The 22113-nt window shown below is 53.8% G+C and carries 19 protein-coding genes; 9 read left to right on the top strand and 10 right to left on the bottom strand.

Annotated features, from left to right (window positions below):
- Positions 1 to 41: 41 nt before the first annotated feature.
- The 5 genes from BM040_RS09600 to asnS all read right to left on the bottom strand — a co-directional run bounded on the left by BM040_RS09600 (position 42) and on the right by asnS (position 5559).
- Complete coding sequence (locus BM040_RS09600) at positions 42 to 506, bottom strand: hypothetical protein (protein ID WP_092100561.1); 465 nt, start codon at positions 504 to 506, stop codon at positions 42 to 44.
- A 24-nt stretch (positions 507 to 530) separates the two neighbouring features.
- Positions 531 to 950 (bottom strand): energy transducer TonB, encoded by a 420-nt coding sequence (locus BM040_RS09595; RefSeq protein ID WP_092100556.1) that lies wholly within the window; start codon positions 948 to 950, stop codon positions 531 to 533.
- 217 nt (positions 951 to 1167) lie between these two features.
- Positions 1168 to 2442 carry a kynureninase gene (gene kynU / locus BM040_RS09590; protein WP_092100554.1) on the bottom strand — a complete coding sequence of 425 codons (1275 nt, stop codon included), beginning with the start codon at positions 2440 to 2442 and terminating at the stop codon, positions 1168 to 1170.
- Positions 2443 to 2541: 99 nt separating this feature from the next.
- Positions 2542 to 4002 carry a hypothetical protein gene (locus BM040_RS09585; RefSeq protein WP_092100552.1) on the bottom strand — a complete coding sequence of 487 codons (1461 nt, stop codon included), beginning with the start codon at positions 4000 to 4002 and terminating at the stop codon, positions 2542 to 2544.
- A 117-nt stretch (positions 4003 to 4119) separates the two neighbouring features.
- Positions 4120 to 5559, bottom strand: a complete 1440-nt coding sequence (asnS, locus tag BM040_RS09580) for an asparagine--tRNA ligase (protein WP_092101447.1) — start codon at positions 5557 to 5559, stop codon at positions 4120 to 4122.
- 323 nt (positions 5560 to 5882) lie between these two features.
- Here asnS and rpoN point away from each other — a divergent pair, with 323 nt between their 5' ends.
- From rpoN to BM040_RS09565, 3 genes are all read left to right on the top strand, one after another.
- Positions 5883 to 7325, top strand: coding sequence for an RNA polymerase factor sigma-54 (rpoN, locus tag BM040_RS09575; protein WP_092100548.1), 1443 nt, complete (start codon positions 5883 to 5885; stop codon positions 7323 to 7325).
- Positions 7326 to 7435: 110 nt separating this feature from the next.
- The gene (locus tag BM040_RS09570; protein ID WP_092100546.1) at positions 7436 to 8053 is read left to right on the top strand and encodes a hypothetical protein; all 618 of its coding nucleotides are present in this window, start codon (positions 7436 to 7438) and stop codon (positions 8051 to 8053) included.
- 1026 nt (positions 8054 to 9079) lie between these two features.
- Positions 9080 to 9862, top strand: a complete 783-nt coding sequence (locus BM040_RS09565; protein ID WP_092100545.1) for an enoyl-CoA hydratase-related protein — start codon at positions 9080 to 9082, stop codon at positions 9860 to 9862.
- A 10-nt stretch (positions 9863 to 9872) separates the two neighbouring features.
- Here BM040_RS09565 and BM040_RS22065 read toward each other — a convergent pair whose 3' ends face one another.
- Entirely contained in the window at positions 9873 to 10001 is a 129-nt protein-coding gene (locus BM040_RS22065) for a hypothetical protein (RefSeq protein WP_262502450.1), read from the bottom strand.
- Positions 10002 to 10042: 41 nt separating this feature from the next.
- Here BM040_RS22065 and BM040_RS09560 point away from each other — a divergent pair, with 41 nt between their 5' ends.
- Positions 10043 to 10759, top strand: a complete 717-nt coding sequence (locus BM040_RS09560; protein WP_092100543.1) for a TapB family protein — start codon at positions 10043 to 10045, stop codon at positions 10757 to 10759.
- Positions 10760 to 10832: 73 nt separating this feature from the next.
- Here the strand turns inward: BM040_RS09560 and BM040_RS09555 are convergent, their stop codons facing one another.
- Entirely contained in the window at positions 10833 to 11528 is a 696-nt protein-coding gene (locus BM040_RS09555) for a hypothetical protein (RefSeq protein WP_092100536.1), read from the bottom strand.
- 218 nt (positions 11529 to 11746) lie between these two features.
- On the opposite strand from BM040_RS09555, the gene BM040_RS09550 reads away from it, so the two are divergent.
- Complete coding sequence (locus BM040_RS09550) at positions 11747 to 12322, top strand: DUF4142 domain-containing protein (RefSeq protein WP_092100534.1); 576 nt, start codon at positions 11747 to 11749, stop codon at positions 12320 to 12322.
- An 87-nt stretch (positions 12323 to 12409) separates the two neighbouring features.
- Positions 12410 to 12982, top strand: coding sequence for a DUF4142 domain-containing protein (locus BM040_RS09545; RefSeq protein ID WP_092100532.1), 573 nt, complete (start codon positions 12410 to 12412; stop codon positions 12980 to 12982).
- A 59-nt stretch (positions 12983 to 13041) separates the two neighbouring features.
- Here the strand turns inward: BM040_RS09545 and uvrA are convergent, their stop codons facing one another.
- From uvrA to BM040_RS09530, 3 genes are all read right to left on the bottom strand, one after another.
- Positions 13042 to 15945 (bottom strand): excinuclease ABC subunit UvrA, encoded by a 2904-nt coding sequence (gene uvrA, locus BM040_RS09540; protein ID WP_092100530.1) that lies wholly within the window; start codon positions 15943 to 15945, stop codon positions 13042 to 13044.
- Positions 15946 to 16066: 121 nt separating this feature from the next.
- A complete protein-coding gene (locus BM040_RS09535; RefSeq protein WP_245756172.1) occupies positions 16067 to 16468 on the bottom strand; it encodes a YidH family protein in 402 nt (133 codons plus the stop codon).
- Between the two features lie 27 nt (positions 16469 to 16495).
- Positions 16496 to 16906 (bottom strand): YidH family protein, encoded by a 411-nt coding sequence (locus tag BM040_RS09530; protein WP_245756171.1) that lies wholly within the window; start codon positions 16904 to 16906, stop codon positions 16496 to 16498.
- A 237-nt stretch (positions 16907 to 17143) separates the two neighbouring features.
- On the opposite strand from BM040_RS09530, the gene BM040_RS09525 reads away from it, so the two are divergent.
- From BM040_RS09525 to BM040_RS09515, 3 genes are all read left to right on the top strand, one after another.
- Positions 17144 to 19843, top strand: coding sequence for a TonB-dependent receptor (locus BM040_RS09525; RefSeq protein ID WP_092100527.1), 2700 nt, complete (start codon positions 17144 to 17146; stop codon positions 19841 to 19843).
- Positions 19840 to 20901: a DUF4249 domain-containing protein gene (locus BM040_RS09520; RefSeq protein ID WP_092100525.1), complete on the top strand. Its 1062-nt coding sequence runs from the start codon at positions 19840 to 19842 to the stop codon at positions 20899 to 20901. The genes BM040_RS09525 and BM040_RS09520 overlap by 4 nt, the downstream gene beginning before the upstream one ends.
- A 122-nt stretch (positions 20902 to 21023) precedes the next feature.
- Positions 21024 to 22103 carry a DUF4249 domain-containing protein gene (locus tag BM040_RS09515; RefSeq protein ID WP_245756170.1) on the top strand — a complete coding sequence of 360 codons (1080 nt, stop codon included), beginning with the start codon at positions 21024 to 21026 and terminating at the stop codon, positions 22101 to 22103.
- Positions 22104 to 22113: the final 10 nt, after the last annotated feature.

Genomic DNA, 22113 nt, shown 5'->3' with positions numbered 1-22113 from the left:
TAAACGTGCAGCATAAAGGCCGGAATTCGCGGTAGCCATCCTTACTTCATTTTTTCCGTCAGGTAAATTCTATACCGGCTATCATTGGTTAAGGGAAAGTACACCCGCACCATTCCGCTCTCATCTTTTGTCCGAACGGTTATAAGGGTGGCTTTGCTTTTATCAGAAAAGTTGGGGTTGTTGGACATTTCCGCAACTCCAGTATAACTCAGCTTTATTTTGTTTTGCTTACCCGACACATGAAAGACTGTTATTTCCTGTCCCTCTACCGCTTTTATTTCTTCCAGCCTTTGTGCCACGTCATAGCCCTTTTTTACGGCAAATAGCTCTGCATCTTTATACTTCTCGGTATCCAGCACGCCTTGGCAGTAAGTATTGTTAGCTACAAGGACAACCAGGAAGGCGATGAGTAATAAGCTTCTAATCATATTGCTGTAGTTCTTATTTTGAATTGGGAACGGTATTCGTACATGAGGTGAGCGAGGCGCAGCCGAAGCTTTGCTCATGTGCTGTGTTGGGCAAAGGGGTTTTTACTTCAAACCATCAAAACTAATCGGTAACATCATTCTCTTTGGTACTGGCTTTCCATTCTCTTCGGCTGGTATCCAATCAGGCATGCTTTCTACTAATCTTATAGCTTCTTTATCACAAGATTGGCAAAGACTTTTCAAGACTTCAATTTCCTTCAATTCACCCTTTTCACTTACAACAAAGCCTACAACTACTCTTCCCTCTATCGTTGATTGCCCCACTCTCCATTGATTATTCTTGTTCAAATAAGCTGTAAGCGAATCTTCTCCACCAGGAAATCTTGGCATGGATTCAACTGGGTCAATGATAAGCTCTTCACTTTTTGGCTCAACAATTACTTCTTCACCATTAACGCTGCTTTGTGTGCAGCCTGTAAAAATGAAACCTACAGTGAGCAATGAGTATAAAATCTTCTTCATTAACTTTTCATTTTGCCCAACTATAGTATAAACAGAACCTCAATCCGTCTATATGCCCAAACCCGGCGGCTAAACGGAACTGGGCTAACGAATATACTATATAGCAAAATACTAATAAGCTTTTTGCCGCACAATAAAAAAACAGCGGCTGGCACCACTTTAAAGCACCAGCCGCTTATACTCTCTAACTCCTCAACTCCCAAACTCTTAAACTCTTCTACCTCTCCAGGCACTGGTGCAGGATTTCAGAGAAGCGGTATACTTCCTCAAAGCTGTTGTAGAGTGGGGTAGGGGCTACGCGGATGACGTTTGGCTCACGGTAATCCACGATAATGCCGGCCTCCATCAACTTGTTAAACAGCAGGCGCGAATCTCTCTTTACAAGCAGCGAAATCTGGCAGCCACGGGCCTGCGGGTCGGTTGGGGTAATCATCTCCAGTACCTCCTTGCCCACGTGCACATCGTTGATGAGGTACTCCAGGTAGCCGGTCAGCTTTTCGCTCTTGGCACGCAGCGCCTCCATGCCACCGGCCTCGTCAACCAGTTCCAGCGCGGCACGGTGCACCGCCATCGGCAGAATCTGGGCATTGCTCAGTTGCCAGCCAGCGGCACCTTGCATCGGTATAAAACCCTTCTTCATCTGGAAACGAACGTCCGCATCGTGACCCCACCAACCAGCGAAACGCGGTATATTGTGGTCGTTGCCGTGGCGCTCGTGCACAAACACGCCGGAGGTGCCACCCGGGCCCGAGTTCAGATACTTGTAAGTACACCACACGGCGAAGTCCACGTTCCAGTCGTGCAGGTACAGGGGCACGTTGCCGGCTGCATGCGCCAGGTCGAAGCCTACCAATGCGCCCGCCTCATGGCTGGCCTTGGTGATGGCCGCCATGTCGAATACCTGGCCGGTGTAGTAGTTAATGCCGCCCATCATCACCAGCGCCAGTTCCTCGCCGTGCTGTTTTATACTTTGCAGGATGTCTTCGGTGCGCAGCGTGTGCTCGCCCTCCCGCGGGAAAAGCTCCACAATGGCCTCGTCTGGGTTGTAACCGTGAAATTTTACCTGCGTCTCCAGGGCATACTGGTCGGAGGGGAAAGCACCGCCTTCTGTAATGATTTTGAAGCGCTTGCCTTCGGGGCGGTAAAAGGACACCAGCATCAGGTGCAGGTTCACGGTAAGCTGGTTCATCACCACGACCTCGCTCTCTTTGGCACCTACAACCCGGGCAGTGCCTCCAGCCAGCAGCTCGTGGTAGTTAAACCAGGGTTCCTCACCCTTAAAATGCCCTTCCACAGCCAGGTTAGCCCATTTATACATCTCGTTGTCGATATACATCTGCGCCGACTTTGGCTGCAGCCCCAGCGAGTTGCCACAGAAGTAGATGGCGTCCTGCTTGTTTACCTGCGGAAAGTAAAAGCGGTCTCTGAAATGGTATAAGGGATCCTGGCGGTCCTGTTCCTGCGCAAAGGCAAGCGTGTTTTGATAGTTCATGGTGTGCGGTTTATACTTGAGGCTACGGCGGTAGCTGTTTTAACTGACTGAATATTCTAACAGAGTTATACGACTCCGCAGGCTGTTAATAATACTTTATTATAGTTGTTCCTCCTTGCCAAAGGTAATGATGTGTATTGTTTGGGTCTTCCTGTTGAGATAGCCATAGTGCATCTGTCCTTTATAGTCATAAGTGAAAGGAGCAGTGACAGGAACTTTCTGGGCTATTAATTGTCTGTTAAAGGCGCTCAATTTCTCAAAGTATGATGGGTTCTCTACAGGGAGAGCTTGCTCAAAATTCTCTTTCTGTAGATATACATGAAAAGAGTTGGCAGACTCAACAGAGTTTGCCGCATTCACTTTTACAGCGGTGAGTGCTATCACTGCCGGTAAAGCAGCTGGACCAACATGGTTCAGGAGCGAAGTGCCGGTTGGAAGCATGGCTGCATTACCCGAAGTCAGCGCGTAATTTCCAAGTGTCAGGCGGATGGTGCCGGGGATAGCCTCTTCTGCAAGTATAGTAGTGGTACCTATGCCCAGTTTCTTCAGTACCGTTTCTGTCGTCTCCACAACAGCTGTATCGGCTTTATGCGCTTTTTGCTTGTTAGAGGCTACCGGAGAGGCTTTTAGGGTTAGCGGTTCATCCTTTTTAAATGCATAGCTTTTTAGAGGTGTTAAGGTCTCCAGGTCGTATGCGCCCAGCTCCATGTTGTAGTCTGGCTTAATCTGAATCTGGTAAAGTATACCCTGGTGCACGTAAGAATTTATACCGATTGGGCGTATTCTCTTGATGAGAGGCAGTGCACTAAAGCGTGTTTTTTCTGTAGCCAGGTCTAGGTACAGTACCTCTGTCGTCAGGTTGCTGATGTTCATGCGCTGTGCCCCAAATCCATCAAATACAATGTGAATCTGGTCTCCTTGGTGATATATTTTTTTCTGATGTACCCCGGAAGCTAGCGTAGGTTCCTGCGTTGGATCTATAAAAACGGGGTTCACCGGCCTTTCTCCTTTTAGCAGACGGTCGTACAGCCCCAGAACAGGCGTGTTAAAATTCTTTACTGTGACCTCGGATTCGCTCTCAAATACACACACCTGCACCCGGCTTGTTACTTTGCTGAAGTACAGACTATAGAGCCGGTTGCCTAGTGTATACGCTTGCACTAATTCAGCCTTGTCATCTAAGGCAAGCGTGACAGGGTTGAGTGCCGTAATGGTGCCAGTGGCCTTATCAATGTGGTAAGGGCGGACAGCTTCCCTTTTCCCGTTTACTTTCTCGAAATAAACGAAGTGGTCCGATCGCGCGATCAGGCCGAGCGCATTCTTCTCATTATAGTTAAATACACCCTTGAAGGAGGAGGTGTTCTGCCCTTGAGCGTCTAGAACGGCGCTATACAACGCACCATTCTCAAAGGCTACTATACCTACCTCACCTGAGCTGTTAACGGCTGTAAGTATACTGGAAGGGTTAGTAAGTTGGGCATGAAAGCTTGTGAACTCAGTTTGTGCAGCGGCTGGGAAAGCCAGTAGTAGGGCTAGCAGAAGAGAGTAAAGTTTGTTCATCTATACGTATACTTTGGTTCGGGACCCGAATATAGCAATATCATATTTAGGATGTTACAGCTCCACAAAAAAGCCCGGCCAAAGTATGGCCGGGCTCTCCTGTAAGTATAAACTTGCTTAAAACTCTGCGTTCTGCGGCGTGCGCGGGAATGGGATTACGTCGCGGATGTTGCCCATGCCGGTTACGAACTGCACCATGCGCTCGAAGCCCAGGCCGAAGCCTGCGTGCGGACAGCCCCCGAAACGACGGGTGTCCAGGTACCACCAGAGGTCCTCCTCGTGTATGCCCACGCTCTTCATGCGTTCCACCAGAATGTCGATGCGCTCCTCACGCTGCGAGCCACCCACAATCTCGCCGATGCCTGGGGCCAGGATGTCCATGGCCGCCACGGTTTTGCCGTCGTCGTTGAGGCGCATGTAGAAGGCCTTGATATCCTTTGGATAATTCGTTACAATCACCGGCTTCTTGAAGTGCTTCTCCACCAGGTAGCGCTCGTGCTCGCTCTGCAGGTCTATGCCCCAGGCCACGTCGTACTGGAATTTCTTCTTCTTGTAGTGGTTCGAGTTCACCAGAATGTCGATAGCCTCGGTATAGGTGACACGCTCAAAGTCGTTGTTTACCACAAACTCCAGCTTCTCGAGCAAAGTCATCTCCTGGCGCTCGTTCTGCGGCTTGGCCTTGTCTTCCTCCGCCAGGCGCTGGCCCAGGAATTCAATGTCCTCGCGGTTGTGCTCCAGGGCGTAACGGATGATGTACTTGATAAACTCCTCGGCCAGGTCGGCATTCATTTTCAGGTCATAGAAAGCCATCTCCGGCTCAATCATCCAGAACTCGGCCAGGTGGCGCGTGGTATTGGAGTTCTCGGCACGGAAAGTAGGACCGAACGTATAAATATCGCTGAAAGCCATGGCAGCCAATTCGCCCTCCAACTGCCCCGATACGGTCAGGTTCGTGGCCTTGCCGAAGAAATCCTCCTCATAATTTACCTCCCCACTCTCGGTAAGCGGCGGGTTCTTCGGATCCAGGGTTGTTACACGGAACATTTCGCCGGCACCTTCTGCGTCGGAGGCCGTGATGATAGGCGTGTGCATGTAGACAAAGCCCTTCTCGTTGAAGAACTTGTGCACAGCAAAGGCCAGCGTGTTGCGCACTCGGAAAACAGCGCCAAACGTGTTGGTGCGGAAGCGAAGGTGCGCGATCTCCCGCAAAAACTCGAGCGAGTGCGCCTTCTTCTGCAGCGGGTAGGTTTCCGGGTCGGCTTTGCCCAGTACTTCTATACTAGTGGCCTGTACTTCGTACGCCTGCCCCTTTCCCTGCGACTCTACCAACTGGCCCACCACCGCAATGGCGGCACCCGTGGTGACATCCTTCAGGGACTCTTCGCTAAACTTCTCGGCCTCAGCTACTACCTGTAAATTATTTATCGTGGAGCCGTCGTTTACGGCAATAAAGTTTACATACTTGTTTCCGCGCTTTGTGCGCACCCAGCCTTTCAGCAATACCTCCTTGCCTACCTCGGCGCCTTGTAGCAGATCTTTAACTTTTGTGCGTTGCATGTGTATGGTTATTAGTACCCTGAAGGTACAGTTATCCTCTAAAAATATAAAATTTATAATAATGCGGTCCCGGCCTTTTAGCAAAATTCGTTCCGGGCTGCTGCGGCTATACTTTAAAACAGCTCTGCTCCGAAGCCCGGGAAGCCCGCGCGCCACACCCTGACTTATGTTATTCTTGCCGGAGCGCCATACTAAGGTGCTCTAAGCCGCGTTCTACCGGAAACCTCCCAAAGTAACGATATTTTAACCTTTTTTTTAAATGCAAGTAAAATTATCCTAAATTTGGAAGTGCGCGAAATGGCGCCTTTTTACCCTTATACCCTATGCAGCGACTCGATTTAAGACAACTTTTATCCCAGAAGCTATCGCCGCAGCAGATACAATTTATCAAGCTGCTGCAGATACCTACTGCTGAGTTGGAGATGCGCATAAAAGAGGAGTTGGAGGTAAACCCTGCCCTGGAAGAGGGGCGCGAGGAGCCTGCCGAGGAGTATAGCGATTCATCGGACGATTACGAGGAGGATTACGGCAAGGACGACGAGATCGACCTGAACGATTACCTGAACGACGATGAGATAAGCGGCTACAAAATGCAGGGTGACCGTGGCGGGGATGACGAGGAAGACCGGGAGATGCCCATTGCCATGGCTACCACCCTGACCGACTCGCTGCTGGACCAGCTCGGCTTTCTGGACCTCGACGACAAGCAATATTCCATCGGCATGCAGCTGATCGGAAGCATTGACAACGACGGCTACATTCGCCGCGAGCTGAGCTCCATTGCCAACGACCTGGCTTTTTCCCAAAACATCGACACCACGCAGGAGGAGATAGAGCAGGTGCTGCACCTGATCCAGACCTTCGACCCGGCCGGTATCGCCGCCCGCGATTTGCCCGAGTGCCTTTTGCTGCAGCTGGAGCGCCGCGAGCAGGACGCTACCACAGTGCTGGCCGAGCGCATCATCCGCCAGACCTTTGATGAGTTCACCAAAAAGCACTACCAGAAGATACAGAGCAAGTTTAACGTGTCGGAGGAGGAGCTGAAGAAGGCCATCGATGTGATTACCCGCCTCAACCCGAAACCGGGTGGCGCAGGCGCGGGAATAGCACGGGTGCAGTACATCATCCCTGATTTTATATTGACCAACAACAACGGCCAGCTGGAGCTATCGCTTAACTCCCGCAACGCCCCGGACCTGCGCATCAGCCGCTCCTACGCCGACATGTTCGATGCCTACGACAAGTCGGATAAGAAGGACAAGAAGCTGAAGGAGACCGTGGCTTTTGTGAAGCAGAAGCTCGACGCGGCCAAGTGGTTCATCGACGCCATCCGCCAGCGCCAGAACACGCTACTGCGCACCATGGAGGCCATCATCAAGTACCAGCACGACTTCTTTCTGGAAGGCGACGAGAGTATGTTGCGCCCGATGATCCTGAAGGACATTGCCGAGGAAATCGGGATGGACATCAGTACCGTGAGCCGCGTGGCTAACAGCAAGGCTGTACAGACGGAGTTTGGCATCTACCCGCTCAAGTACTTTTTCTCCGAGGGCATTGCCACCGACTCCGGCGAGGACGCCAGCAGCCGCGAGGTAAAGCACATCCTCAAAGAGATCATCGACAACGAGAATAAGCGCAAGCCACTCTCCGACGAGAAGATAGAGAAACTGCTGAACGAGAAAGGCTATAACATTGCCCGCCGCACCGTGGCCAAATACAGGGAGCAGCTAAACATCCCCGTGGCCCGTTTACGTAAGGAGCTTTAATTGTTGAATGGTTGGATTGTTAAATTGTTGATGAATATAACCCGGCCAGGCTGCAACTTATCACTTTCTAACTTCCCAACTTTTTAACCTTCTAACTCTCTAACTTCTCCGTGAATCGTTCGCTCGCAAAGGCCCTGTCTGTTGTTTTTCACCCGCTGCTGCTGCCGACGTACGTTTTCGCTATTATACTTTACTACCTGCCCGAGTCTGCGCTCACGCTGCCCATGCAGGTGCGTTGGATTGTGCTGGCCATGATCTTCTTCTCCACTTTTATACTTCCCACAGCAGCTGTGTACGCCATGGTACGTCTGGGCTACCTCGACTCGATGGAGGCCGACAGGCGGGACCAACGAAGTATACCGTTGCTGTTTACGGGTATTTGCTACGCTGCCACTGCCTACCTTTTTTACCGCGAGCCAACCTACAACCCTGTTTTCTACTTTGTGATGGGCATCATCGCGGCCTCGGTTTTTGTGGCCTATATCGTGACGCAGTTCTGGAAGATAAGCGCGCACAGTATTGGTATGGGCGGTGCCCTAGGGTTGCTGGTCCTGCTGCACAAACTGGCCCCAGAGGCCTTGTTGATTTACCCGATTATCATAGGCGTTTTCCTGACCGGAGCCGTTATGTCGGCCAGACTGGCACTGCAGGCCCATACCCCTGAGGAGGTTTACGCCGGCTTCGGAAGCGGCTTTCTGCTGGCGCTCATGGCTTCGCTGGCGCTGTAGTTTATACTTGCCGTGCCGGGTCCAGTTACTCCTGCTCGGATATCAACCCTGCCCTGGGCCCAAGAACCTACGCTTCGGATACAAGTCCATTGCTGCTTCAAGTTTTCAACTTGGAGCTTTTATGGGGCCAGTTTTCAACTGGCGAAAGTATAAATAGTGACTCCCACAAGCTGAAAACATGCGGCAATAAATAACCACGAGCTGAAAGCTCGCGGGAGAGGAGGTAGGTTATACTTGTGTCCGAATGGTAGCCCTAAGAACAGCGGTTTTTCACCCCTCCCCAACCCTCCCCTAAAAACAGGGGAGGGAGTTTGTACAGGTATAAACCCACCCCAGCCCCTCCCAGGAGGGGAATTATCTTCAGGCGATTACACCCCTCTTGAGCTTTGCTTGCAAGTTTCGAACTCCCGTTCTCACTTGTCCTCAAGGGGACAGTTATCATAGCCGTGGCTATCGAACCTATTCCCAGCCTTTGGGTTGAGCGCCTTGTAGATTTCCGGTGCCGCTTAGCGGCATTGCGACCGAAGGGTAGCAAAGGAAATGTACACCGCGCGATGCCCGAAGGCGAGGCCTCCCGGCCTGGGAGGGCAGAAAGCAGGAGATGAAACTGTAGGTTAGTGGGAACTAGAGGATGAACGGTGGTTTGGAAGTATAGCTTGGTTCAAGCGGGAGGAAGCAGGAGCTAGCAAAGTATAATTGGGCAAGTATAAAAAGTTACGAGCTACAAGCTCGCGCTAGCGAAAGTATAAATCAGCTAACATAGCCAAAGTATAAATATGGCTTTTCAAGCCAGTTGGGCTGCAAACCCAACATCATAGGTAGGCACGAGTTGAAAAATCGCGCCAGCGGGGGAAGTATAAAGGCACAAGCGGACGCTTGTACCAGAGAAAGTATAAAGTATAAATCAGCAAGTATGAAAATATGGCTTACGTAGATGCAGATGTGCAGACAGGAAGGGAATGTGGCAGCTTGCAGGTCAGGCGGGATTTCCTAACTTTATACTAATCAAAACTAACCCCAACACACATGAACTACGAATGCCTTTTATATGAGGTACGGGATGGCGTGGCTACCATTACCCTGAACCGCCCGGATGTCTTCAATGCCTTTAACGACCAGCAAAGCTACGACCTGCAGGATGCCCTGAAGCAGGTTGCCCGTGATGAAAGCGTGCGCGTGGTGGTGCTGACGGGAGCAGGCAAAGCCTTCTGCTCTGGCCAGGACTTGAAAGCCATTGCCAGCGCCAGCAAGCGCGACCTGTCGGAGTCGCTGGAGAAGCGGTATAACCCCATCATCCGGGCCATGCGCAACCTGCCAAAACCTATTATCTGCAGGCTGAACGGCGTGGCGGCCGGTGCCGGCTGCTCCCTGGCGCTCGCATCCGACCTGATTGTGGCCAGCACCGCAGCAAGTATGATAGAGGTGTTCGTAAATGTGGGCCTGGTGCTCGACTCCGGCTCCTCGTTCTTCCTGCCGCGCGTGGTGGGCTCGCTAAAGGCTTTTGAGCTGAGCACGCTCGGAACCAAAGTGACGGCAGAGGAAGCGCTGCGGCTGGGCATGGTGAACAAGGTGGTGGCACCGGAGGAACTGGATGCTGCAGTGGCCGAGCTGGCTACCCGCTATGCCGCCGGCCCCACAAAGGCTATCGGCATGATGAAGAAGATGCTGAACAAGTCGTTCAACTCTACATTGGAAGAAATGCTGGAGTACGAAGCCTACTGCCAGAAGATTGCCGGCAACTCAGAGGACTACAAGGAAGGTGTGGCCGCCTTTAACGAAAAGCGAAAGCCTCAGTTTAAAGGGGCTTAGGCAACTTCAATCAAATTATACTTTGGCAAGAGCCGGGCAAACCTGTCCGGCTCTTGCCGTTTCTGCTGCCCAGGTTTATACTTCGCTGCACTTTCTCAAGACTTATCTTGGAGATGTTCGTATAGAAGTATATCTTCACTATAAATATTTTTATTTATTTTTAAGCAAAACTATGAAATTATGATACGTAAGGCCTTCTTGCCTTTGCTGTGCTGCTTGCTGGTGGCGGTTGCATCAAAGGCGCAGTCCAACTGCAGCGATTACCTGCTGCTGCGCGAAAACGCAAAGTATGAGTTACTGACCTACGACCAGAAAGATCGCCAGACGGGCCGCATGACCTATCATGTGCGTGAAACAGACACCTCCGGCGACAAGGTGGAGGCCACGATCCAGAGCCAGGTGTATGACAACAAGGGCAAACTTGCCACCGAGGGCGACTTTAAGGTAGGTTGTGAGGATGGCAGCATCTGGATGGACATGCGCTCGCTGATGAACCGCCAGAACGCTATGGAAGGGCAGCCCGACATGGAAATGACCGTGGAAGGCGACAAGATGCTTTACCCTGGCAACCTGCAGCCGGGCCAGTCTTTAGAAGATGGCAGCATGACCATGGAAATGAAGAACAAAGGCAACGGCCAGAGTATGATGACCATGGTGATGAAGGTGACAGACCGCAAGGTGGAAGGCAAGGAAAGTATAAAAGTGCCGGCCGGTACGTACGACAGCTACAAGATAAAGTATAACACAGAGGTGGAGAACCGCGCCATGGGTATGAAAATGCCCGGCATGCGCCTCGAAACGGTAGAATATTATGTGCCGGGCATCGGGATGGTGCGCTCCGAAACCTACCGCAATGGCAAGCTGCAATCCTACACGGTGCTCAGTAAAATAGAATAAAGCGCTTAGTCCGTCTGTTCATGGCGAGATCGCCGGTGCCACCTGGTACCGGCGATCTTATTTCCGGCCAAACTCAGAACGCATACCCCACCGAAACATTAAGCTGCGGCGCAGGCACTACAAAAATGGCCGAGTTAGGTTCAGAAGCCAGCGTATGGCCGATAATATTCTCCGGCAGCAACTCGTCGGCATTTTTGGCCAGGGCATACTTCAGGCGTGCCCCCAGTGCCGCCGAAACCTCCCAGGTAAAGTGCTGGCCCAGCTTAAACTGCCCTCCCAACTGGTAACTGAGCTCCAGGCTGTTCTGGTAGAGGCGCCCTACCCGGCGGCCGCTTGGATCCGACGGCGACTCGAAGGGGCTGTCGAAAGCGCCCTCCTCAAAAGCCATGAAGCGATAGCCAAACATCGGCCCGTGGAAGAAGCCGAACGGCACGTTGTCGTACTTCTTAGAGGTGTAGTAACGCTGGCTCATGCGTATGTGCACGCCCCCCACCTTCACAGCGTCCGGCAGAAAATCATCGCTCTTCAGGTAGCCCTGGTACACGTAGCTCAGGCCAAACTCGTTTGAGATGCGCTCGGTGCGCATCTTCTCGTAGGAGAAATAGATCTCCCCGATCTGCAAAGGGTGAAGCTTCAGGATGCGGTCGTTGGCGGCGCTGGGCTGGCCATCTCCCTCACCGGATTGGGCGAAGGCACGGTGCTGAGGCAGGAACAGGATCAGGAGCAGCACCAGCCAGGCAGATGCGAAAACATACTTGCTGTTTCTCATGTCATATGTGTTTAAGGTAAGGAAAAGGATGCGGGGGAACGGTGTGCTTTTCTGTGCTTTACATCCCTTTGTAAATTTATGTTGCATCCGGGTTAAAGCTTATCGGGCGCTGCGCGGCTATGGCAGATAAGTATGTGCAAACGCTAATAACTCCACTTCTCGTAAGGCGTATATAATCCTGAAATAAATCAAAACATAACCTGATAAAAAGTATAACTATGAAAAAGATTATCTCAACAGGATTTATAGCAGGCGCCTTTCTGTTCGCCGTGGCTTCTTGCGGCCAGCAAAATGACTCCGTGGAGCAGGCGCAGGATGTGAACGAGCAACAGGTAGAAAACACCCCCATGGAAGAGCAGGTGGATGACGCGTCTGAGTTTGCCACAGAGGCCGCCAGCTCCGGCATGCTGGAGGTAGAGGCCGGCAATATGGCGCAAAAGATGGCGCAGAACCAGCAGGTGAAAGATTTTGCCAAGATGATGGTGGCCGACCACACCAAAGCAAACGAGGAGCTGCGACAGCTGGCTCAGAGTAAGAACATGATGCTGCCCGACAGCATGAGCAACGAGCACCGCAACAAACTGGACGGACTGCGCGATAAAAAAGGCGCGGACTTCGACAGGGACTACATGGACCTGATGGTCAGCTCGCATGAGGATGCCGTGGAGGACTTCGAAGAGGCCTCCAGGGATCTGCAGGATGCCGAGGTGCAGAAATTCGCGGCTGACAAGCTGCCCAAGCTGCGCGAGCACCTGGAAAGCGCCCGCAAGCTTCGGGACACGGTGAAAAAGTAATACAGGCACTTAACCTGTAGCCAGGTTTTCATAAAGCATCTGTAAGCCTTATCTTGCAGATGCTTTATACATTCAACAGAAAAACCTATGAAGAAAAGTATACTAAGTGCGTTTACCCTCTTGGTGCTGGTGCTTGCCACCGCCTGCGGCACCAACGACAGCATCAGCCAGGCTGCTGAGCAAAGCATGCAGCAGTTCGAGGCGGCTGGTGTGCAGGAGGACATGAAAAACGACGCCCTGTTTGCTGCCGAGGCGGCCAGCGCCAGCATGCTGCAGGTACAGCTGGGGGAGGCTGCCACCGGCAAGGCCGTTAGCCCCGAGGTGAAAGGCCTGGCAGAAGAAATGGTAACCGCCCACCAAGGCATTTTAAACGACCTGCGCGACATGGCCGACCGGGGTAACTTTGTGCTGCCCACTACCCTGGGCGATGCGCACCACAAAGTATACCAGGAGGTAACCGATAAGTCCGGCATCTCTTTCGACCTGAGCTACCTGCGCCGCATCGTGGACCAGAACAGGGAACTGCTGGAGCGCTACGAGGACATCGCCAAAAACGGTAAGGTGATGGAACTGAAGCAGTACGCCAGCAAGCAGGTGCCCCTGCTGAAGCAGCACCAGCAGATACTCGAAAGGCTGGAGAAATCGCTGGAAGACCTCTAAAAGTATAAAAGCCCGCTGCCATGAAAGGTAGCGGGCTTTTTAAGTATAAGACTAAACGCTTAGGCGCTGGCCTCTTCGTTCTCGCGGTAGTGGCTGGTCTTTAGCTCTTCCTTCAGGAAGCGCGAAGTATAACCCAGGCCGGTTTCGGCCACCTCTTCCGGTGTTCCGGCGGCCACAATCGTTCCGCCTTTCTCGCCGCCCTCAGGACCGATGTCTATGATATGATCTGCCACCTTAATCAGGTCCAGGTTGTGCTCGATGATGAGGACTGTGTTGCCCTTGTCTGTTAGCTTGTGCAGTACCTCCGTCAGGTGCTCGATGTCCTGGAAGTGCAGGCCCGTGGTGGGCTCATCCAGGATGTATAGCGTTTTGCCCGTGTCTTTCTTGGACAGCTCCGTGGCCAGTTTCACGCGCTGGGCCTCGCCACCGGACAGGGTAGTGGCCTGCTGGCCAAGGGTGATGTAGCCCAAGCCTACCTCGTTCAGCGTTTGTATCTTGCGCAGGATACGCGGCTGGCTCTCGAAAAACTCTACGGCCTGCTCCACGGTCATGTCCAGCACGTCAGTTATACTTTTGCCTTTAAAGCGCACCTCCAGCGTTTCGCGGTTGTAGCGTTTGCCTTTGCATACTTCGCAGGGCACGTATACATCCGGCAGAAAGTTCATCTCGATGGTGCGCATGCCCGCGCCCTCGCAGGCCTCGCAGCGGCCACCCTTGACGTTAAACGAGAAGCGGCCTGGTGTATAACCCCGGATTTTAGCCTCCGGCAGCTGCGCAAACAGCGTGCGGATGTCGGTGAACACGCCGGTGTAGGTAGCGGGGTTGGAGCGTGGCGTGCGGCCAATCGGCGACTGGTCCACCTCAATTACCTTGTCTAGCTTATCCAGCCCTTCTATACTTTGGTAAGGCAGCGGCTCGCGCTTGGCCCGGAAGAAGTGCGTGTTAAGTATAGGATAGAGCGTGTCGTGGATAAGCGAGGATTTACCGGAACCCGATACCCCCGTTACGCAGATCATCTTACCAAGCGGCAGCTCCAGCGTTACGTCTTTCAGGTTATTGCCGGTGGCGCCTTTAAGTATAAGCCTTTCGCCATTGCCAGGGCGTTTCTGGCGCGGCACCACAATGCTGCGGCGGTTGCTCAGGAATTCAGCCGTAAGCGTGCCCGCCTGCATCATCTCTTCCGGCGTGCCGGCGGTTACCACTTGCCCACCGTGTACCCCTGCGCCAGGCCCGATATCCACCACGTAATCCGACTGCAGGATCATGTCCTTGTCGTGCTCCACCACAATAATGGAGTTGCCCAGGTCGCGCAGGTCTTGCAGGGCTTTTATCAGGCGCTCGTTGTCGCGCTGGTGCAGGCCGATGCTTGGCTCATCCATAATATAAAGCACGCCTACCAGCTGCGTGCCGATCTGCGTGGCCAGGCGGATGCGCTGGCTCTCGCCGCCGGAAAGTGTTTTCACCGGGCGGTGCAGGCTCAGGTAATCCAGGCCCACATCCAGCAAAAAGCCGATACGCTTGCGGATTTCCTTCAGCAGCTCTTTGGCAATAACGTTCTGGCGCTCGCTCAGGCGGCTCTCCAGGTCATGGAACCAGGCCGCCAGTTTGTTGATGTCCAGCACGGACAGCTCACCTATGTTCCTGCCATCCAGCTTAAAATGCAGCGATTCCTTTCTCAGGCGATAGCCGTTGCATTCCGGGCAGGTGTTAGTTTGCGTAAAATCCTCCACCCAGCTGCGGATGTTGTCCGAGTCAGACTCCATCTGGTTTTTGAGGAAGTTGATGATGCCCTCAAACTCCACCGTATAGTTGCCCTTCTTGGTGTTCACCTCCAGGTCTTCCTCCAGGCCGTAGAGCAACACCTTCACCACCTCCTCGGGCAGGTCCTTTATCGGCGTAGAAACCGAGACTTTAAAATGCTTGAACAGCGCCTCTATCTGCTTAAAAATCCAGATGTCGCGGTACTCGCCCAGTGGCGCGATACCCCCACGACGTATGCTCAGGTCCCTGTCCGGTATCACCGACTCTTCAGTGATCTGCTGTATTTCGCCCAGGCCGTTGCAGACCGGGCAGGCGCCGTAAGGCGAGTTAAAGGAGAAAGAGTTCGGGGCCGGGTCGTCGTAGGCAATGCCGGTGGCCGGGTCCATGAGGTGGCGCGAGAAGAAGTGCGTCTTGTCGGCATCCGCATCCAGTATCAGCGCCGTGCCCTTGCCGTGCGTCAGCGCATTCTGGATAGAGCTGGACAGCCGGAAACGGTCTTCCTCCTTCACCACAATCTTATCGATTACAATCTCGATGTCGTGGATCTTGTACCGGTCTACCTGCATTTTCGGCGTTATCTCCAGCAGCTCGCCATCCACACGGGCACGGATAAAACCCATTTTGCGGATCTGCTGGAACAACTCGCGGTAATGCCCCTTACGGCCCTTTACCACCGGGGCCAGCACCACAATGCGCTTGCCGTCGAAGTGCTCCAGGATGTGGTTCACGATCTGGTCATCGCTCTGGCGCACCATTTTCTCGCCGGTCACATAGCTATAGGCCTCGGAAGTACGCGCCCAGAGCAGGCGCATAAAGTCGTAGATCTCGGTGATGGTGCCTACCGTGGAGCGCGGGTTGCGGCTGGTGGTTTTCTGCTCGATAGAGATAACCGGCGAAAGCCCTTCGATCTTGTCTACGTTCGGGCGCTCCAGGCCGCCCATAAAGGAGCGAGCGTAGGCCGAGAAGGTCTCCATGTAGCGGCGCTGCCCCTCGGCGTAAATGGTATCGAAAGCCAGCGACGACTTGCCCGAGCCGGAGATGCCCGTAAACACCACCAGCTTGTAGCGCGGCAGCGTAATGGAGATGTTCTTGAGGTTATGTTCGCGGGCGCCGTATACTTCAATGTGCTGCGTTTCGCCGTTCTGCGAAAAAGCTGCCGAAGCGGCCCCTTTAGTGGTTGCTTGTGCCTGGTTGTAAGCCATTCAGGAATGCTTGATTTTAAATAGCAAAGGTATAAAAATATTAGCGCTTCGCCGTTGCAGCACGCTAACCTATCTTAACAGCATTCAAGGTTAAATGGTTTAGCTGCGGACAGGTTAAGTACTAAGGTGTGTTGTTGTAGCTGGCCGCCTCCTTCTCGTGGATTTTGGCGTGGTGATAGCTGGTGTGCGTGTATTCCTTCATTTGCTGCTTAATGAGCTTTTGCCTGTGCAGGTACCTGTAGAAACTATAGATAGCCAGCGCCGCCCCCAGTGGCATGGCCATTAACCCAAGCATGTCCAGGTACCCTTCGTCTGAGAATTTGAGGGCTGCAAAGCCCCCGCCCACAATGGCCAGTGAGGTGCGTAGGTACGCCATGAAGGTGCGCTCGTTGGCGAAGATGGTGCGTTGTACAGCCATCTGGTCGCGTATCTCGGCGTTTTTCTGCTCCTGGTGCTCCAGCTGCTTCTTCAGCTTCTTTATCTCGTCCTGTTCTGAAATGGTCATAGCCTGGTGGTGTCGCATAGGGTATATGTTGATAGCAGGGGGGGCTTAAGGCAGTCCGTGCTGGCCTTCTTCGTTGTACCTGCTATGGTGCGCCCGCTCGTGCTCGTGGCTGGTGGGGCGGTAGTCCTGATGGTGGCCTTCTATCACCTTCTGCTTGTGCCTGTATCTGCTGAAGCTGTAAACAGCCAGTATGATTCCAACCGGAATGAGCATAATGCCGATTACGTCCAGGTACACATCGTCGGAGAGTTTAATGGCAACAAAACCGCCGGCCGACACGGTCATGGCCGTGCGCAGGTACGCCATCAGGGTACGCTCATTGGCGAAGACGGTGCGCTGCGTGGCCATCTGGTCGCGTATCTCGGCGTTCTTCTTCTCCTGTATCTTGAGCTTTTTCTTCAGCTTCTTTATCTTCTCTTTCTCCGGGCTCAGCATAGTATAATATACGATAGCCATACCATTGGGTAAAGCCGTTGCCCCCTCCGGAATGCCGGTTGCCGAATGCTGGGTTGGCGGCTGGGGAGAAAAGCCGTTTTTAAGGTGGAATAGGGAATAAGGGTGAGTAATTTATACTTACAGGAGGCGCTGTTGTTTGAGATATAAGATAATAATTATATATTGCTATGTATGGGAAGCGCCTCATCTGCAGCGCGCTAGCCGCTTTTCTCCGCCAACATAACCGCTACTGCCCGGATGAACCGATTTCGCTTACTGGCCATACTTATACTTGTATGGGGCTTGCTTATTGCTGCAGCCAGTGCAAAGGCACAGCAGGGGCCCGGCCAACAACTGGTGACGGCCACCTATAACAACGAGCCGCTTGAGGCGGTGCTGCAAGACCTGCAGGAGAAGCATGCGCTTCGGATATTCTACCTGGATGAGTGGCTGGAGGGCGTACGCGTTACGCAGGCCTTTAAAGCGGAGCCGCTGCTCTCTGCTTTGCGGCAGGTGCTGGCAGGCACCCAACTCACCGCCCTGCACTACGACCCGCAGACGGTCGTGCTGGTGCCACGGCTCAGCACCGACACCGATACCGCTGAAGTGGCAGAAGCCATAGCCGGAGCAGCCCCGGAGAGTACCCGTAGGCGTATGGTCACCCTGAGCGGGCAGGTGCGCGACGCCAAAACAAAGGAGCCGGGCATAGGAGCCACCGTCGTGATTGACGAGCTGAAGAAAGGCACTGTCACCGATGAGAAAGGACGCTTTTCTCTTACCATCCCTGCCGGCAGTTATACCTTGGAGGTGCGGTCGGTGGGCATGGTAACCGACCGCAGAAGGCTGCAGCTGCAGCAGAGCCGGATCATGGATGTGGAATTGTTCGAGGTATCAAATGAGCTGCGGGAAGTAGAGGTGTCCACGGTAGCGCCCGACCAGAACGTGGCGAGCCTGGAGATGGGCGTTGCCCGCCTCAACATCAAGGAAGTGAAAACAATCCCGGCTTTTCTGGGCGAGGTGGACATTGTGCGCAGTGTGCTGGCCATGCCTGGCGTAACCACGGTGGGGGAAGGGGCCACAGGCTTTAACGTGCGCGGGGGCAGCGTAGACCAGAACCTTGTCCTGCAGGACGAGGCGCCCCTCTTCAACTCCTCTCACCTGTTCGGCTTCTTCTCCGTTTTTAACCCCGATATGGTCAAGGACGTGACGCTCTACCGTGGCGGCATTCCGGCCAAGTATGGCGGGCGCGCCTCCTCGGTGCTGGATGTGCAGCTGCGGGATGGCAACAAGAAAGGCCACATCGTAAGTGGCGGCATTGGCTTGCTGTCGAGCAGGCTGATGGTGGAGGGGCCGCTGGCTAAAGACAAGGCCTCCTTTATACTGGGCGCTCGCGGCGCTTACCCGGGGCTAATGATGCGCTACGTGCCCGACAAGTCGGTGCGCGACAGCGACGGCTATTTCTACGATTTCAACGGGAAAGTGAGCTATACCCTGAGCGAGAAGGACCAGCTCATACTTTCAGGTTACCTGAGCCGCGATAGCTTCCGGTTCGGGGCCGACACGACCTATGCCTGGGGCACAGCCACCGGTACTGCCAAATGGAACCATACCTTCACCAATAAACTGTTCTCTACCGTTACCGGCGTTATTGGAGACTACGCATACGGCGTCAGTTCCGAAACCGCCCCTTACGATTACACGCTGGACTCTGACATCAAGTATAAACTCCTGAAGGCCGACCTGAACTACGAGCCCTCTGAAAAGCATCAGGTTGGGGTGGGCGCCTCCGCTACCTGGTACAAGTTTAACTCCGGGGAGCTGAAGCCGACATCGGAGCAGTCGAGTCTGCTTCACATTAAAATGCCGGAAGAGCGTTCTTTGGAAGCAGCCGTTTACTTGGACCACCAGTACACCCTCAGCCCGAAAGTTTCTGTGTCTTACGGCCTGCGCTACTCTTCCTACTTTAACCTGGGTCCGGGCGAGGTGTATGTATACAACCCGGAGGTGCCCCGGCGTGCCTCCAGCATCACCGACACCTTATACTTTGACAAAGGCGAGAAGATAAAGCAGTACAACTACCTGGAGCCAAGGGCTTCGTTGCGGGTGACGCTGGACGAGAACAGCTCCGTGAAGTTGGGCTACAACCGCATGGTGCAGTACATCCACCTCATCTCCAACACCACGGCAGTTTCCCCGGTGGATATCTGGAAAACAAGCAACCCTTACCTCAAACCGCAGGTCGGCGACCAGGTGGCACTGGGCTACTTCAGAAACTTTGACGATAACAGCGTGGAGTTTTCTGCGGAAGGCTATTATAAAAAGCTCTACAACCTGGTAGAGTATAAGGATGGCGCCCGCCTGCTGCTGAACAAGACACTGGATGCAGACCTGCTTCCCGGGGAGGGCAAGGCGTACGGTGTAGAGCTGATGGTGCGCCGCAAAGGCAAAAAGCTCACAGGCTGGGCCAGCTATACGTTCTCACGGGCACTGCGCCAGGTAGATGGGACTACGCCGGAGGAGAAGATCAACCGAGGCGAGCTCTTCCCATCCAACTTCGACAAGCCGCATGACTTTACAGTGGTGATGAACCAGCAACTTAGCCGCCTGATTAGCGTCTCGGCCAACTTTACCTACAGCACGGGCAGGCCTACAACTTACCCGGAGTCGGTGGCTAAGATTGGAGGGCTGCTAATGGTAAACTACAGCGACCGGAACCAGTACCGCATCCCCGATTACCACCGCCTGGACGTGGCCCTGATTATTGACGGCTCCAAAAAGCGCAACCCCAACAGCATCAGCAACTGGACCTTCTCGGTGTATAACCTGTATGGACGCAAAAACCCCTACTCGGTATACTTCAAGCCAATCTACGGCGGCAGTATCCCGCAGGCTTACAAGCTCTCGGTGATCGGTTCTGCGGTGCCGGCCATATCTTATAACTTTAAGATTATGAGATGATGCGGGGGAGAACAGAGCATAGTAATTGGCTGTGGAGTCTGCTGCTGCTACTTGGCTTGCAAGCCTGCGTGGAGCCTTTTGAACTGGAGACAGGCGGCGAGGACATGTTGCTAGTGGTAGACGGGCTGATCACCGATCAGAACAGGCCGGATCTGAATAAGGTAACCCTCTCCTGGACAGCTCCTTTTGACAGCAAGAACAACATCGCAGTGATTCATCCTGTGGTGGAGGTACGGGACGCGCAAGGCCAGGCCATGCGCCTGACCGAGGGCAAGCGCGAAGTTGATACTTCACGTGGCGTTTATACTTTAGAAGAGAGTGAATTCAAAGCGGTGGCCGGCAAGAGCTATTCCCTGCACGTCCGCCTGGCCGACGGGCGGGAGTATGCCTCAAGGCCGGAGTTGCTGACGCCGGTGCCCCCCATCCAAAGTGTAAACTATGAGTTTAAGGAGTTTATCAACGTGGTGGAGAACAGCGACGGGAAACTGGTAGAGAAAAGAACAGCAGGCTTTGAGGTGAAAGTGCGGGTGCAGGACCCGGAGGAACAGGGCAACTTCTACCGCTGGGACACGGAGGGGGTGTTTGCCTTCTTCACCAAAGGCCCGGGAGGGCGTACAAGCTGTTGGGCCAACGTAGGCAGCATCAACACCAGAGTCGCTGCCACCGACGACAGGCTCACGAACGGCAGGCTTTTCGAGCACCCTGTGGCGATCATCCCGGCCGACATCCCCACCATGTACCGCATCCGCATCCGGCAGTACTCGCTGACGGCGGAGGCTTACGAGTTCTGGCGCCTGCTGAACGAGCAGCAGAGCAACGTGGGTAGTATCTTCGACCCGCCGCCGGCCCAGATAAAGGGCAACCTCTACAGCACCACCGACCCGGAGGAACGGGTGTTCGGCTACTTTACCGCCTCGGCCCTGACAGAAGACTATAAGATGGTGCCGCGCTACCTCTATGCCCCTTTCCCCGGGCCGCCGTGGGTGCTGCCCGAGGGGGATTGCCGGTATACGTACCTTTACCCAGATGTGACGGACGAAAAACCGGAAGGCTTTTAACCTCAGTCACTTTCATAGCTAAGGCAAATGCGGACAATAGAAAACTACTTATACTTTTACGGGCGCACAGCCAACCTTACCGTGCTACCGGCCATATCTTTCAACTTTAAGATCAGGCGATGATGGAGGAGAATTCAAAATTCAGGACCTGCCTGTGGAGCCTGCTGCTGCTTATACTTGGCCTGCAAGCCTGCGTGGAGCCTTTTGAACTGGAGACAGGCGCAGAAAACAGGTTGCTGGTGGTGGACGGCCTGCTCACAGACCAGAACAGGCCGGACTTGAACAAGGTGACCCTCTCCTGGACGGCGCCCTTCGACAGCAAGAACAACATCGTGCTGTTTGAGCCGGTGCTGGGAGCTGTGGTGGAAGTACGGGACGCACAGGGTCAGACTATGCGCCTGACCGAAGGCAATCGCGAGATTTATGCTTTACGTGGCGTTTATATTTTAGAGGAGAGTGAATTCAAAGCAGTAGCGGGCAAGAGCTATTCCTTGCACGTTCGCCTGCCGGATGGGCGGGAGTATGCCTCGAGGCCGGAGCTGCTGACGCCGGTACCAGCTATCCAAAGTATAAACTATGAGTTTAAGGAGTTCATCAACGTGGTGGAGAATGGTGCCGGAGAGTTAGTGGAGCAAAAAAGTGTGGGCTTTGAGGTAAAGGTGCAGGTGCAGGACCCGGAGGAGCAGGGCAACTTCTACCGCTGGGACACCGAAGGGGTGTTTGCGTTTTATAGTAACACAGGCGAAGCGCCAGTGCCTGCGCTGTGTTGGGCCAACGTAGGCAGCATCAACACCAGAGTCGCTGCCACCGACGACAGGCTCACGAACGGCAGGCTTTTCGAGCATCCTGTGGCGATCATCCCGGCCGACATCCCCACCATGTACCGCATCCGGATCCGGCAGTACTCGCTGACAGCGGAGGCCTATGAGTTCTGGCGCCTTTTGAACGAGCAGCAGAGCAACGTGGGCAGCATCTTCGACCCGCCGCCGGCCCAGATAAAGGGCAACCTCTACAGCACCACCGACCCGGAGGAACGGGTGTTCGGCTACTTTACCGCCTCGGCCCTGACAGAAGACTATAAGATGGTGCCGCGCTACCTCTATGCCCCTTTTCCCGGCCCGCCGTGGGTGATCCCTGAGGGGGATTGCCGGCTTGTGGATATTTACCCTAACGTGACGGACGAAAGGCCGGAGGGATTTTAGAATCAGTGGC

It is taken from the genome of Pontibacter chinhatensis, assembly GCF_900113285.1.
Classification (GTDB): Bacteria; Bacteroidota; Bacteroidia; order Cytophagales; family Hymenobacteraceae; genus Pontibacter; species Pontibacter chinhatensis.
This window is presented reverse-complemented; position numbering and strand designations above follow the sequence as displayed.

Bases quoted from the DNA above. Each gene is read 5' to 3' on its own strand.
- BM040_RS09535 (WP_245756172.1), bottom strand. From the start codon at position 16,468: ATGCGACACCACCAGGCTATGACCATTTCAGAACAGGACGAGATAAAG.
- rpoN (WP_092100548.1), top strand. From the start codon at position 5,883: ATGCAGCGACTCGATTTAAGACAACTTTTATCCCAGAAGCTATCGCCG.
- BM040_RS09560 (WP_092100543.1), top strand. From the start codon at position 10,043: ATGATACGTAAGGCCTTCTTGCCTTTGCTGTGCTGCTTGCTGGTGGCG.
- BM040_RS09520 (WP_092100525.1), top strand. From the start codon at position 19,840: ATGATGCGGGGGAGAACAGAGCATAGTAATTGGCTGTGGAGTCTGCTG.
- BM040_RS09550 (WP_092100534.1), top strand. From the start codon at position 11,747: ATGAAAAAGATTATCTCAACAGGATTTATAGCAGGCGCCTTTCTGTTC.
- kynU (WP_092100554.1), bottom strand. From the start codon at position 2,442: ATGAACTATCAAAACACGCTTGCCTTTGCGCAGGAACAGGACCGCCAG.
- BM040_RS09600 (WP_092100561.1), bottom strand. From the start codon at position 506: ATGAGCAAAGCTTCGGCTGCGCCTCGCTCACCTCATGTACGAATACCG.
- BM040_RS09525 (WP_092100527.1), top strand. From the start codon at position 17,144: ATGAACCGATTTCGCTTACTGGCCATACTTATACTTGTATGGGGCTTG.
- BM040_RS09515 (WP_245756170.1), top strand. From the start codon at position 21,024: ATGGAGGAGAATTCAAAATTCAGGACCTGCCTGTGGAGCCTGCTGCTG.
- BM040_RS09595 (WP_092100556.1), bottom strand. From the start codon at position 950: ATGAAGAAGATTTTATACTCATTGCTCACTGTAGGTTTCATTTTTACA.
- BM040_RS09530 (WP_245756171.1), bottom strand. From the start codon at position 16,906: ATGGCTATCGTATATTATACTATGCTGAGCCCGGAGAAAGAGAAGATA.
- BM040_RS09545 (WP_092100532.1), top strand. From the start codon at position 12,410: ATGAAGAAAAGTATACTAAGTGCGTTTACCCTCTTGGTGCTGGTGCTT.
- BM040_RS09565 (WP_092100545.1), top strand. From the start codon at position 9,080: ATGAACTACGAATGCCTTTTATATGAGGTACGGGATGGCGTGGCTACC.
- asnS (WP_092101447.1), bottom strand. From the start codon at position 5,559: ATGCAACGCACAAAAGTTAAAGATCTGCTACAAGGCGCCGAGGTAGGC.
- uvrA (WP_092100530.1), bottom strand. From the start codon at position 15,945: ATGGCTTACAACCAGGCACAAGCAACCACTAAAGGGGCCGCTTCGGCA.
- BM040_RS09585 (WP_092100552.1), bottom strand. From the start codon at position 4,002: ATGAACAAACTTTACTCTCTTCTGCTAGCCCTACTACTGGCTTTCCCA.
- BM040_RS09555 (WP_092100536.1), bottom strand. From the start codon at position 11,528: ATGAGAAACAGCAAGTATGTTTTCGCATCTGCCTGGCTGGTGCTGCTC.